We start from the raw sequence: 14411 nt of genomic DNA on the forward strand, positions 1-14411 counted from the left end.
GATTGGGGTGGTTTTAGTCAGGATTTGTAATACGCGGCTTTCACGGCCTCCTCTCCGTATTTGCGTTCCATATTCCGGAGGGTAAAATGGGCATCGCCCATTTTTTGAAAATGATGAATAAACAGCACATTGAGTCCGCTACCGCCGGCAGCGCCCAAAATGGGAATCGATTGGGCAATAAACTTTTCGGAGGCCACGGTACTGAACCGGCCGGCGATCATGGCCACAAACCTGCTAAGGGCTTCGATCCCTATGGTGTTGGCATACCCCATAGCAAGGCCAAGGGTTTTGTTCAGGGTAGTTTTGTTGATCTGGCCTAAAGCGGCGGTCAGGGCATAGCGCGTGGCGTAGTAGCTGGTTTCCGCTCCGTCATCGTCTTTGGAGGTGCCTCCAAGGGCAAAGACCTCCATACAGGCGAGTTGGGTTTTGTGATCGTAAAGGTCTTCGCCATGACTTCGGGCGATATCCATGATGGATCGCATCATTAATTGGGTCGACAATCCCAGTTCGGTTATAAAGGCGGCGGTACCGATACCGGTGGTGGAGCCCAGGAAGCCACTGGCTGCTCCGGAAACCCCCACGACCCCCTTATAGAAACTGTTCTTAGGTTTGGAGAACACCTTGCCTTTCTGAATGGTGAGCAAATTAGCTTTGATAATACCCTGAAGCGTTTTTTCGATAGCCACCTGTATTTTGGTTTGCATGAACGTAGGCACTCTTTTCCCAAGGGATTCTATGGGTATCCCGATGGAATTCACAGCTTTGATCATCCACCCAGGGTTCTCCAGGGAGCTCCTGGCATCTGCGATGCGTTGCAGGTCAGATTTGGATATTTCAGGGCCTGATCTTTCCATGGGTGAAGATTTAGACTAGCTCTCCCTTAAACGCCTTTTGAAGGAGGCTGTTGAAGAGGTCTTCAGATTTTTCATATTCTTTCTTAGCTATGTTTTTTTGATTTTCTATTGCCTTAATATATTCCGCAAACTGATTTTGTAGGTCAATTGGTGGATAGTAGATTAGTATATTTTTCAAAATCCCAGCTGATATGTTCGGTTGGGCTCCTCCAACTCCCATCTTTATTAATTCCTGTTTATATAGTTTGAAATAGAAATATTCAAATACTACATTTATTTTTTCAGTTGGAAGTAATGCAGCACAAGCTTGATTAGTAGCAGCTTCAAATTTAAGAATACTACATGCACCGATTGTAGCACCATACATGGCAATCAATAGAGTGTTAATAGGGAATAATTTAGCACTTGAATTATCCAGTGCCTCTTGTGTAATGTATTCCGAAGGATTTAAGGCATACATTGCTTTCAGTTCTCCTGTTTTAACCCAGGCTATTTTACCGTTTTGATAAAACTCAGGCTTTTTTCTACTTGGTGTTCCGCCTGAACTTATTTTATGAAGTTGTCCTAGTTTAATTTTATCCCACCCTTTCGGATTTGTTGCCGGGTCCCCAAATAGCTCCAGAAACAGGCTTTGGGCGAGGGCGTCATATTTTTCGATCAGTCCTTTGGTTTTTTGGCGGTAGGCATCGGCCGCATCTAAAATCGCCGCGATCTTTTTTTGCTGCTCGATCGGGGGGAGAGGAATTGTTAAGTTTCTCAGAATTTTTAGAGACACAAATTTTTGTGTTCCCCCAAGCATAGATTTTTCTATTTGCCTGTTTATTATAGGAGAATTTAATAAATGAAGAAAATATCTATTGAATAACCGATCATCTTTAAATTTAAAAAGAGCTACATTTTTGATAGCGAAATTAGGAGAATCTTCTATCAAAGCATAATTTCCTATGGAACCAATCATTGAATAAAGTATATCTCCTTTATCTACCTTAGACCTTCTGTTTATAGATTTGTAATCTTCTTCAGAAATTAGATTAATATCATTTAAATCAATCTTTCCAAATTTTAAATTCTTTGAGGTAATTAGAGGATATCCATCGGCTTTATATTTAGGACTGTCGTGTGTTCCATCTCTGATATCCAATACTTCGCTAGAGATTACTTTATCCCATGTCATACAATTAGATTTTTAAGATTAAGTAATGCCTCGTTTCTTTCTTGATCCAGCTTTTCAATGGCTTTAATAATCTCCTCTGGAGATTCATACTCCACTTCTTTATACACAATTTCTTTATACCGGTTAATCGACAGGTCCCAGTCGTTGGCCTCAATCTCCTTTAAAGGCACCATAAAGCTTTTTTTCGTGCGCTTGCGCTCGGCTTCTCCTTCTAGGTTGTGGAAACGGGAGATGATATCGGGAATATCACTTTCCTTTACCGGCGCCCGCTTGTCGTCCAGACTAAAGCCATCGGCTTCCATATCATAGAACCATACCTTGTCCGTGCCTCCCGTTCCGGTTTTGGTAAAGAATAGCGCGGCCGTACTTACCCCGGCGTAGGGTTTAAACACCCCGCTAGGCATGGAAATTACCGCATCAAGTTTATGATTTTCGATGATCTCACTGCGAATCTGCTTATGGGCCTTAGAACTACCAAATAATACCCCGTCGGGTACAATTACAGCACAACGTCCCCCGGTTTTCAGCATCCGCAACATCAATCCTAAAAACAAAAGCTCGGTCTTTTTAGACTTCACAGTCTTCAGAATGGAGCTTTCCACTCCATCGTAGTCTAGGCTTCCCTTAAAGGGCGGATTCGCCAGGATCAAAGAGAACTGATCCCGTAGATCGGCATTTCCCTCACTCAGGGCATCCTTCCCGATCAGGGTCGGATTTTCTATCCCGTGCAGTTGCAGGTTCATGGCCCCGATACGCAGCATGGTGCTGTCAAATTCGATCCCGGTGAACATATCACTGTTGTAATGCTCCCGGAAGGTTTTATCGTTGAACCATTCTTTATGATGTTCATGTACATATTCTCCGGAGGCTACAAGAAATCCGGCAGAACCGGCTGATGGATCACAGATGGTGTCTTCCTTTTTGGGCTGTACCATCTCTACCATCATCTTGATAATATGTCGGGGCGTACGGAACTGTCCGTTGGTACCCGATGTCGCGATCTTAGACAGCAAGTACTCATAGGTATCTCCCTTGGTATCGCGGTCGTCCATTTTGATCTTGTCGATAAGCTGTACCACCTGGTCCAGGAGTCGGGGAGTAGGGATCATAAAGGTGGCCCCGCTCATGTATTTGGCAAAGATGCCATTTTCGGCTCCTACTTGTTTCATGTGCTCAAATGCGGTGAGCCTGCCCTCAGAAGATTTGGTAAACAATTCGAACATCACCTCCGGGTCTTTGTTTTTAAAGGAGCTCCAACGCAGATCCTGTTGATCTTCGGCATAAATGACACGGTCTACAGGTTTTTTGATCATGGCCGCTTTCTTCTCCTCCAGGGTCTGGATCTCATCCAGCCGGCGGATAAAGAGCAGGTAGGTAAACTGCTCAATAACGGTAAGCGGATTGGAAATCCCTCCCGTCCAGAAGGATTCCCATATTTTGTCAACTTGTGATTTTAATTCTCCTGTGATCATTTATTTGAATTTGTAAATTATGTTGGTCGCTAAAAATTATTAATTGAATACTATTTTATTCTTCTTCGTTGCTTTAATTCGTCTTGAATTGATTTTAATAGGGCAGGCTTTATGAAGACTTCTGATATAGTTGATTGGAATAAATCATGTAGTAAATCCATTTCTTCCTTAGTGAAATCTTGTAGACTTATTTCATCCTCTGGATGCGCTCCTTGATTTCCGATTTCCTTAATGATGTGGGAGTTCTCATGAAACACCTCCGTTAAATCAATTTTTAATCGATTTTCGTTACTCTTAAGCCAATTCAATTGCCGGGCTAAGGTGCCCTTAGGTGCACCAAGAATATTAGCGGCCATTATTTGAATCGCTCTTCTAAACATGATAGTTGCACTAGTATATTTTGAGTGGGCCATACAAAACATAGCTTCCCTTGCACAATTTCTGAGTAATTCATACTCTTCAGGAATGTCTTTTAGTTCATTTTGATATTCTTTTTCGGGCAGATTAAATAGCCGGTAATGTTGCACTATATCACGTTCATCCTCATTTTCGTCTTCAATAGTGGTATAAATTGCAATCGCATGGATGAAGGATTTCCTTCTGCAAGAGGGACACTCCAAATGAAAAATTTCAAACAAAGGGAAGGCTGAACTATAAGGATTATGATACCTTTTTCCATAAAGTTTTAAAAAAACCTCTCGATTACAAAAATTGCAATTTCCCGGTAGGTTTTCTACACCACTCAGGTCTCCTTCAAATAATACTGGATAATTATTTTTAACATATTGTTCAAATTCTTCTTGACTGAATTCCATGGGATAATTTTTTTAAGGTTGGTAAGATTGTCGATTTTGGTAAAAATAATTTTTTCAGATGTAATTGCGATCAAAACATGAAATTCTTATTAAAAAATGAAGCGGAATATTAAGCGGTAAAAAAGGTTATTTATTAGGATTGCAGCCCAGTGTTAGGACTCATGTTATTACGTTTACAATGCGGCATTAACATGATTTTTGATGTAGAGGAGTTCCAATAAGTTTGATTTCTTTACGAATTATTTACGAAAGATTTTAATAAGCTATGTAAACCTTTGCACTAATTGAAAAGTAAATGTGATTACGGCTAGGCATTAGAATTTCATACTACAAAGCAATGTCTCAATGGTTAAATGGAAACTCGTCGTTTATCGAGAAATTCCTATAACATATAATTTGTTTCTAATTTGTTTGTAAATTAAGGTGAAACAACTAATTGATTTTCAGTGGATTTTAAATGGAGTGCCGCGGCTCATAAGGCCTGAGATCGAAAAATTACGTCTTAAATCAATTTCTAAAAGTATATGTATTTACATTTTTAAGAATGCTTTTAATAAGTATTCTTTAAATGGATTGAAATTTCTTAGGACGATATGGCATCATGGATTCAGATATACCCTACTTCAAGTATTTTTTTACTTGTAGGTCAAACAATGCAGTTGAGTGTCCGGGATTATAATAATCCTAGTACAATTTTAAACACTTCAGCAGATGGTACTGAATATCATGATTTTAATAGCTCTATTGCTACTATTGTTAATGGAAAGGTTACGGCTATTGCAGTAGGGGAGACCATTGGAAGAGTTCGACATACAGATGGGGTAAATATTACCGATGGTTTGGTTCGGGTAATGGTTAAAGAAAATATTAATGAAATTTGGATAGGAAATAATCAGGCAACAATACGTTCAGGAGCGGATAATTATGTGTTAACTGTTTATGCCAAATTTACTGACAATTCCTTCGGAGATATCTCATCGCACCCTTTTTTAAATTGGAGTTCAAATGATAGTACAAAAATTTCTGTTGATGGAGAAGGAAGAATAAAAGGAGAGGGTTCAACCGGTGATTCTGCAAATATTACTGTGTCTTTTGGAGCGGCAAGTAGTACTATAATAGCTCGTGTAAGTGACGCATTTCAAAAGGAAAGGCCAATTTTGGATAGGGTATATGGATCAGGGGATTTTAAAGATAAAATGAACATTCTCTTTTTGGGAGAAGGATTTTCAACAATTGCGGATAGGAGTCTTTTTGATCATGTTGTAACTGGTGTAGTAGATAATCTTTTTAATTCTCCAAATCAGGTGCCATACAATGTATTGAGAGATGATTTTAATGTATGGGTGGCATTTGAATCATCTTCTGAATCTGGAGTTACACCATCAATGCCAGTTCAATCAAAAGGATTTCCTGTGCCATCCTTTACTGGTTCTTGCACACCTAATCCAAACTATAATTTTCAACAGCTTGTACAATTTGTTGGGCTACCTGATTCAGCAAGTCCAAATTCAATTAATGAAGCTAAATTGGCATGGAAGTCTATTCCAGGTTTTGATGAAGACTTATTGACTAACAACGTTTTCAGACAGTGGAACTCACAGCGTATAATTGGATATATGCAAGCAAAGGATTCTTTGTTGGGATTCAAAATGGGAGTTAGATGGGGAGAAAGAAATCATAGCAGAGACACAAGTCTTTCAGTTAAAAATTGGTACATACCCGGGCCTGTTCGAAGGACATCACCAGATCGACGTAGATTATTTAGTGATTGGAACTATTTTAGGCCACTTAACGAATATATTAAATCGCTACGAGTCCCAGGATTAGCTGCTGGAGATCCAAATTTTGATATTCATTCTACTTGGCTTTCTGGTGGAAATGATGAAAGTTTGGTCTGTATTTTAGTAAATGATGATATTAGAGGGGGGACTAATTATGGAAGAATTGCAACCTCTATAGGAAAATCCAAACGTTATATTATAAATTTTAATGGAAATTTAATCGATCATGTACCATCCATTAATGATAAACAAACATTTATTGGTGCGATTTCTTCAACCATCGCTCATGAGTTCGCACATTCATTTGATTTAGGGGATGAATATGAAGGATATGACGATCCAAGTCATCATGGAATTGATATCGCAAACATTTCACAGACAAAAAAGATTGACCGATTTATAAATTTAACACATTTTGGCAAAGTTCAGGATAGCACGGGAATTAAAATTGTAGGAACCAAAATTCCATGGAATTGGCCTCGAATTGAAAAGCTTTCTGTAATTAAAAACCAAATTCAAAAAATTGGTGTTGATGGAGTAAAAGTTAAATTAAGAGATTCTTCAACTGCTAATTCTTGGGGAGTGCTGCCTGCTGGCACAGAAGTATTTTTAAGGCACAAAGATATTAATCAACATAATAATTCCTCTACCTACTTCCAGTTAGGTCCGTTAACCATTGATAGTGTTTCAGGTGAAGATGTGATTTTAAAGGGAGGTCAACCATCAAATGTTTCACAATTACCAGCCAAGAGTCAATTATTTATTCCATTAAAGGATTTAACGGGTAATATACTTAGCGTTATTGATCCTGCAATTATCACACATCTCAACAGTACAGGTCTTCCTTTCGCAAGGAAAAAAAATTGTGCGAGATGTGATAGAGCCAATGGTGTTCCAGATTCTGGGATAAGTAACTTCAATTATCCAAGATTTAGAACTGAAACGATTGGACTTTACGAAGGAGGAGGTACTTATAATTGTAGGGTTTATCGGCCTAGCGGTACAGGAAGGATGAGGACGATGGGATCTTTAATAACGCTTATTGGCACCCTCCCTGTTTTACATTATGTGCCAATATTTATTCCTCTACAAAAGGATATTGAGTTTTCATTTGTTGACAAGTACGTGATAGTGAATAGTGTAAACCCAGAGAAATTACCGCTTATTAACTTATATTATCCTATGTAACCATGTCTGAAAATGGAACTTTAAACATTTTAATAAGGGAATTAGGAAGCACTTTCCTCCCTTTGAATGAAGCACTAAGGTCTTTGGATGATTTTAAAAGTTTTATGCGTCAGTTGGGGTGGCAAGTGGACAATGTTCCTGAGCCTATAGCAAATTTAGGGGGATCCATATCTACATTGATCTCGATAATAGATAAGGTTCATGAAAAGATAGCTACCGAGAATGATTATCAAGAGGGTCTTAAAGCAATTAAAAGATTAAATGAATCTATTCAAGGACTTGAATCAAGTACTTATGATGCAAATCTTACGGCAGCGAATTTTGCAGAAATTTTTCCAAAACAGCTTATCGATTACCTTCTCGCCAATTATTTAATTACTGTTCGTCCATCAATCGGTTTTGCATTAAAGGCTCTTGGGATTTTGAATACAGAATTCGTTAATGCATCTGAGCTACATCCAGCACATAAACGAATTTCATTCAAATGGGGAAATATTGAGAAGGTTATTGAAGACCCTCTGGTAGTTTTTAAAAATGTTTACAACTGGGGGCAAAATGATTTAAAATCACTTGAGATTCTAGAGACGCTATTATCCTACTTTAGAGCAATTGGAATAAGTGCTTTTCTTGAAGAAATTGATGATTTCACTGCAATGTCATTGATCGGAGATGATCAAGAAGGGATTGTTCTATATGGAATTAATATCCCATTCTTTGATTCTAGTTCTTCAAATGGTTTGGCAAATGCTGGTGTCGTTATAATGGAATTACCTAATTCTGGAGGTAAGCTGCCTGGTTTTATCCTAATACCTTATGTAAATGGTGAGCTAGAAAGAGATTTTAGGGTGAACGATTATATAATTTTTGATTTCACAACTGATCTAATAATAACAGGTGGAATAGGTCTTAAATTAAGGCCAGATACAGGTCTTGAACTCATAAAGGGGTTTAATGATGTGGATGTAGCTCAAACGGCTAAAGGCTCTATAGAGCTATCCCTTAAAATTGCCAAAGATAGTGCTCAACCAATTATACTTTTGGGAGAGGATGAGGGATCAAGATTGCAAATGAAGAGTCTATCTGGGAAAGGAGGTATAATTGTAGACGCATCGGATGAACTTGATCTTTACACTGAACTAAACCTAGATGATTTAGAATTGATCATATCAGGTGATGATGGGGATGGATTTTTACAAAAAATACTGCCAGAAGACGGAATTTCAGCTAGTCTAGATTTATCATTGGGTTATTCTACTAAACGCGGAGTTTATTTTAGAGGGAGTGGGGGACTAGAGATTATTATACCATCACATATTGAATTTGGTCCATTAGTGATTCAGAGCCTGGTTATTGGAGTTTTACCAAAAGATGGGAGACTTCCGATAAACATAGGCGCAAATATTAATGCCAATATTGGCCCTATTCGGGTAATTGTTGAAAATATAGGAATTCTTGCTACTTTCTCATTTCCAGAATTGGGTGGTGGTAACTTGGGACCACTAAATTTAGATATAGGATTCAAACCTCCAAATGGCGTTGGACTTTCAATCGATGCCGGAGCTGTAAAAGGAGGAGGATATCTTTTCTTTGATTACGATCGTGAGGAATATGGCGGTGCGCTTGAATTGGTATTTAGTGAATGGATAGCTCTGAAAGCTATTGGGTTAATTACTACCAAAATGCCTGATGGTTCCAAGGGATTCTCAATGATCATCATCATCACGGTAGAATTCGGGACAGGGATTCAATTAGGATTTGGTTTTACCTTATTAGGTGTAGGTGGAATTTTAGGTTTAAATCGTTCGGTAAATATAGATCCATTAAAAGAAGGGATTCGAACCGGAGCTGCCGACCGCATAATGTTTCCTGAAGATGTTGTGGCTAATGCCCCAAGAATCATCAGTGATTTAAGAACATTTTTCCCTACCACTGCTGATGCCTTTTTAGTTGGCCCAATGGCCAGGATCGGGTATGGTACACCCACTCTGCTAAGTCTTTCTCTTGGAGTGATTATCGAATTTCCGGATGTATATATTACCATACTTGGAGTACTGAAGGTGGTGTTGCCAGATGAAGAAGCCGATGTTTTAAGACTCCAGGTGAACTTCATCGGAAGGATCGAGCCATCGAATAAGTTATTGTGGTTCTACGCAGAACTATTCGATTCAAGAATACTTTTTATCACCATTGAAGGGGGTATGGGGCTATTGGTGAACTGGGGTGAGGAGTCAAATTTTGTTGTAAGTATAGGTGGCTTCCATCCGAGATACACTCCACCGCCTTTACCATTTCCGAGTCCACCCAGAGTAGCTGTGAATATATTAAATGAATCCATGGCTCGGGTACGTATCGAGGGGTACTTCGCAGTTACTTCGAATACGGCTCAATTCGGAGCCAGGGCTGAATTGTTTTTTGGCTTTAGTGCGGTGAATGTGGAAGGACACCTAAGTTTTGATGCGCTATTCCAATTTGATCCTTTTTATTTCATATTCGAGTTTTCTGTCGGCTTATCTGTAAAGGTATTTGGGTTTGGTCTGTTCAGCATCTCAATTAGTGGTATGCTGGAAGGACCTTCCAAGTGGCACATTCAGGGACAGGCCAAATGGAAAATTACGTGGCTTGGTCCAACTATCAAAATTAATATCGATGAGACCTGGGGCGAGGAGCGGCAGACAGAACTTCCGCCCATTGAGATTTTGCCTCTGATTGAAAAAGAGTACGAAGCCATTACAAACTGGGAGGCGTTAATGCCTGAAGGTCGAAGTATGCTAGTTGCTCTAAGGAAGCTAGGCGAAGAACAGCCACCATCAGAAGAAACTGCAGAGACAGAGCTAAGCCCACTAGTACTCCACCCTATGGGTAAATTAAAGATCAGTCAACGCAAGTTGCCACTTAATATGGACTTGGACAAGCTGGGAAATCAAAAGCCTGGGGATGTCAACAGGATCTTTATTACTGCTTCAGTAAATGGAGGCGGCAATTTAACGACCGAGAATTTCAAGGAGCAATTCGCTCCTGGAGAATTCTTGGAAATAGATAAAGCAGAACGATTATCGAGCCCGGGCTTTGAATGGTATGACGGTGGAAAAACGCTCCAAACCAAAGGGAGTCAGCAGAAGACAAGTATGGCGGTGAAGCGGGTCATTCGGTATGAGACAGTTATCTTAGATAACAACTACAAGCGTTATAGTATACCATTCTTCGATAATATTCTTGGAATTTACGCAATCCTTGAAAATGCCCTTTTCGGACATTTTCTTAAAAATAATTCTGTGAGTAAATCCACCCTCTCCAAAAGTTATAAAACCAATATTAATCCAAGCCCAGTTGGGATTAAAGTACAGCCACAAGGCTTTAGTGTGGCCAATATAGCGGACAATAAACCTATAAAAGATGAGGCCGGATTGCCTATGACAAATTTTAGCAGTTGGGCCAGTGCAAGGGATTATCTAAACAGACAAACCAAGCACAATCCAAACCTTGCTTCGGAAATACATGTAGTTCCCAACACAGAAATAAATGATGCCGCATGAGTGAAATAGCAACATATACTTTTCTTCCCTGGTTACGGGATGGCATAGCCAATCAAATCACTGGTCAATCAGGCAGTAGAGCGACTATCCCTGTGAATCTTGAAATACATGGCGAACAAATCAATGGTAGTGGAAATATAACCCGAACCATTTCTAAAGAAATTCAAATTTATGGACCCGGAGACATAACTGGCATAGACAGCAAGGCAATTATCAAGGTAGAGCCAAGAAACGGAATAACAAATTTTGAACCTAATTATCTACCCTATATTGATTTTTACGAGGAAGACCTGCCCTGGCGTTATTCTCCCATGTCGAACCCAGGTAATCATCGATTGCTTCCCTGGTTGGCATTGGTAGTACTTAAGGAAGGCGAGTTTAGCGATGGAAAGAATAATAAGGACAGGCCTTCACCTTACATAGTATTAAATGAAGATGCCGTATTGCCAAATTCCCAACAGTCTTGGGCATGGGCTCATGTGCATGTAAACAGGAATCTTATAGATGATAAATTCACCTCGAATGAGGATGAGGTTATTTCTTCAAGGTTAGAGAACCTATTAAAAGAAGATCCTGATCTGGCCTATTCCAGAATTGTCTGTCCTAGAAGATTAGAAGATAAAGAGGCTTATCATGCCTTTCTTGTTCCTGTTTTTGAGAGTGGGCGCCTTGCAGGTTTAGGAGAAAATCCCGACGTGATTGCCCATGATACTTTGGCTTGGGATACAGAAAGTTTGTCTGAACTTCAATTACCCTATTATCATCGTTGGTATTTTAGAACTGGAACCGTAGGAGATTTTGAGTATTTGGTACGCCTTTTAGAACCTAAACCTGTAGACAGCAGAGTAGGTCTGCGTGATATGGATGTACAGCGTCCAGGTGCAAATTTAAAGGGGATCAGAGATGAATCCGATGCATTAGAAGAGCAAAAATTACACGGTATTTTAAAGTTGGGCGGGGCTCTTAAAGTGCCCGACACGTACTACACAAGAGAGGAACTAAGTGAAGTAAACAAATATGAAAACTGGGCCGACCCCAAAGATCCTTCGATTTACCCCCATAGCTTCCAAAAGAACATAGCGAATTTTATAAACCTGTCTGATAATTACGAGGAAAATGTAGTAAAAACTGTCCATGAAAATGCTGAGATAGATCAAGAGGTAGAAGCTATTGATCTTGACCAGGAATATGACATTAAGAATAATCCTGACCCCTTAATAACTGCCCCTTTGTATGGGAGATGGCACGCCTTAAACCGGAGATTATTAAAAGAACGTGATAATACTGATAAAGCCCCAAATAATAATTGGGTGCATGAATTGAATCTTGACCCGCGATGGAGGGTGGCTGCAGGTTTTGGAACAAAAGTCGTGCAGGAGAATCAGGAAGAATATATGAAGGGTGCCTGGGAACAAATTGGAGACGTGGTTAAGGCTAATAAAAAAATTAGAGAAAGTCAATTTGCTGCGTCAACTGCACAAATTTGGTATAACCTCCATTTAAAACCAATACAGGAAAAAAGACCTGGAAAATGGTTGAACTTTTCCTCTCCAGTCCACCATCGGGTAATTTCGGAGGGATTCACTGTTTATCACCAAAAACGCATAAGTCCTCTCACATCAGCAGCTACCTCAATCCAAATGAGACAGTATTTGAGGCCAAGAGGTAAATTCTCCAAAAGAATTGGTTTTACCCAATCTCAAAACCGGGACAACCTCATTGAAAGGATAAACTCTGGTAAAGTTAGTGCAGCACCACCGAAAGAAGTTCCCAGAGGTATTCAGACAACAGAAAAATTGGTTGAGGAATTAAAACCGAAGAATGCTCCGGATTTTCTACTTGATCTACTTAAAAATCACTCTTGGATAAAATGGATGTTATTGCTTGTAGCCCTGGTTCTGGTCGTACTTTTAATATTTCTTTCCTTTTCAACTGTAATTACTGCAATCGGAGGATTGGTTGTTGCCGGCATATTATATGCCTATAGGTTACTCGATCAATGGGCAAATCGGGTTAAATACCTGGAGTTGCTTTCCGAAGAAAGTAAAACTTCTGAAGTAATTGATGAATTACCTAAAAGTCCGGATTTCCGAATTTCCAGACCTGATGAAAACTTTGAACCATCTGTAGGTGACTCGGATAGTGAGGAAGCAATCCGATTTAAAAATGCTTTAAGCGTTAATAACACGACAATTCAGGAAAGTAAACAACTGGGAAAGGTAGATAAAAGAAAACCTCTGAATATTAAGAGCGTGAACAATGCGGTTTTTGAAAAATTAGATCCAAATGTAAGTGTTTCAAGATGGCTGTTTAACGGGGTAATAATTCCACCTTTTATAAAAAATCAACAAAAAGAAGAGTTCGTTGAAGCGATGGCTTACCCCAAATTCGATCTTCCAATGTATAAACCGCTTATTGATCATTCTGCAGAATTATTTCTACCCAATATTAATTTTATAGAACAAAACAGTATTTCAATTCTTGAAACAAATCAAAAATTTATTGAAGCATACATGGTTGGCCTAAATCATGAATTCGCTAGAGAACTTTTATGGAGAGAGTATCCCACTGATCAGCGTGGCAGTTACTTCAGACAGTTTTGGGAAGTGAGCGGATTTCTTGATGACCAAACAATAACTGAGGCTTCGTTAAAGGCCAGATATGAGAAAATACTTGGAGAGCGTAAGATGCCGGAATTACAAGAGTACTATGACCTTTTACTAGATAACGAAGTTCCAAATGACAAGAAATTATTAACGGTAGCACATCAGCATATTTTAAAAGAGGAGCTCAAAGACATAAAACCTTTGCATTACTGGTCTAAATACTCAAATCTCGGAGATCATGATAACAGGGAATTACCTGGTGATACAGAAGAGGAGGTGGTTTTAGTGATTAGGGGAGAATTGCTCAAAAAGTATCCAACGGCGGTTATTTATGCTCATAAGGCAGTTTGGAGAGATGAAGAAGGTAACCCTGTATTAAATGATGATCAGATTATTGATCCCACGAAGGAACGTATGTTGGCCCCGATACCAGAAGGTATGGAGGATAATCCACCTAAAAACCTTATAAAATCACCTCTTTACGAAGCGAAAGTAGATCCCGATATTTACTTCTTCGGATTCGATCTTACTGTATGTGAAGCAAAAGGGGGGACCGGGAAGGAAAGTGTGGCCGTAAATTCAAATTGCGCTGCAACGATTAACTGGGATGATCCGGGTTGGTTTTTTATCATCAAGGAGCGTCCCGGCGAACCTCGTTTTGGTCTTGATATTGGCGCAGGAGGAAATGTTGAGGAAAATAAAATTGATATATGGAATGATATGAGTTGGAATGATCTGCAGCCAACTGTATCACCCGGGGAACATATACGGATCTCGGAAGATCCAATCCGGATCACAGCAAATAAGGATTTAGGTGTTGCAGCTATTGAAAAGCAGGATCAACAAAATGAAGATAAGACGATAGTCTGGTCTCATGAAATAAATGCTGCAGAATTAGCATACATACTTTATCAAGTACCTGTCCTTGTAGGCGTGCATGGCTGCGAAATGTTACCCGATACCCCAAACATCAGCTAAATCTCTAGAT

General features: G+C 39.4%; 7 protein-coding genes. 3 read left to right on the forward strand and 4 right to left on the reverse strand.

Annotated elements, in window-relative coordinates; translation table 11 throughout:
* Positions 1-17: 17 nt before the first annotated feature.
* The 4 genes from E7Z59_RS11580 to E7Z59_RS11595 are packed head-to-tail and all read right to left on the reverse strand — an operon-like array spanning position 18 to position 4315.
* A complete protein-coding gene (locus E7Z59_RS11580) occupies positions 18-854 on the reverse strand; it encodes an EcsC family protein (protein WP_136336511.1) in 837 nt (278 codons plus the stop codon).
* Between the two features lie 10 nt (positions 855-864).
* The gene (locus E7Z59_RS11585; protein WP_136336512.1) at positions 865-2028 is read right to left on the reverse strand and encodes a restriction endonuclease subunit S; all 1164 of its coding nucleotides are present in this window, start codon (positions 2026-2028) and stop codon (positions 865-867) included.
* Positions 2025-3500, reverse strand: a complete 1476-nt coding sequence (locus E7Z59_RS11590; RefSeq protein WP_136336513.1) for a type I restriction-modification system subunit M — start codon at positions 3498-3500, stop codon at positions 2025-2027. The genes E7Z59_RS11585 and E7Z59_RS11590 overlap by 4 nt, the downstream gene beginning before the upstream one ends.
* A 50-nt stretch (positions 3501-3550) precedes the next feature.
* Positions 3551-4315, reverse strand: a complete 765-nt coding sequence (locus E7Z59_RS11595) for a DUF4145 domain-containing protein (RefSeq protein ID WP_136336514.1) — start codon at positions 4313-4315, stop codon at positions 3551-3553.
* Between the two features lie 593 nt (positions 4316-4908).
* Between E7Z59_RS11595 and E7Z59_RS11600 the strand changes: the two genes are divergently transcribed.
* The 3 genes from E7Z59_RS11600 to E7Z59_RS11610 are packed head-to-tail and all read left to right on the forward strand — an operon-like array spanning position 4909 to position 14401.
* Positions 4909-7284, forward strand: coding sequence for a M64 family metallopeptidase (locus E7Z59_RS11600; RefSeq protein WP_136336515.1), 2376 nt, complete (start codon positions 4909-4911; stop codon positions 7282-7284).
* Positions 7285-7286: 2 nt separating this feature from the next.
* Positions 7287-10817, forward strand: a complete 3531-nt coding sequence (locus E7Z59_RS11605) for a DUF6603 domain-containing protein (protein ID WP_136336516.1) — start codon at positions 7287-7289, stop codon at positions 10815-10817.
* The gene (locus E7Z59_RS11610; protein WP_136336517.1) at positions 10814-14401 is read left to right on the forward strand and encodes a hypothetical protein; all 3588 of its coding nucleotides are present in this window, start codon (positions 10814-10816) and stop codon (positions 14399-14401) included. The genes E7Z59_RS11605 and E7Z59_RS11610 overlap by 4 nt, the downstream gene beginning before the upstream one ends.
* Positions 14402-14411: the final 10 nt, after the last annotated feature.

This window comes from Robertkochia marina, assembly GCF_004799345.1.
GTDB classification, from domain to species: domain Bacteria; phylum Bacteroidota; class Bacteroidia; order Flavobacteriales; family Flavobacteriaceae; genus Robertkochia; species Robertkochia marina.

Excerpts from the sequence above, each read along its gene's own strand:
- E7Z59_RS11600 (WP_136336515.1), top strand. The coding sequence starts at position 4,909 with ATGGCATCATGGATTCAGATATACCCTACTTCAAGTATTTTTTTACTT.
- E7Z59_RS11585 (WP_136336512.1), bottom strand. The coding sequence starts at position 2,028 with ATGACATGGGATAAAGTAATCTCTAGCGAAGTATTGGATATCAGAGAT.
- E7Z59_RS11605 (WP_136336516.1), top strand. The coding sequence starts at position 7,287 with ATGTCTGAAAATGGAACTTTAAACATTTTAATAAGGGAATTAGGAAGC.
- E7Z59_RS11580 (WP_136336511.1), bottom strand. The coding sequence starts at position 854 with ATGGAAAGATCAGGCCCTGAAATATCCAAATCTGACCTGCAACGCATC.
- E7Z59_RS11590 (WP_136336513.1), bottom strand. The coding sequence starts at position 3,500 with ATGATCACAGGAGAATTAAAATCACAAGTTGACAAAATATGGGAATCC.
- E7Z59_RS11595 (WP_136336514.1), bottom strand. The coding sequence starts at position 4,315 with ATGGAATTCAGTCAAGAAGAATTTGAACAATATGTTAAAAATAATTAT.
- E7Z59_RS11610 (WP_136336517.1), top strand. The coding sequence starts at position 10,814 with ATGAGTGAAATAGCAACATATACTTTTCTTCCCTGGTTACGGGATGGC.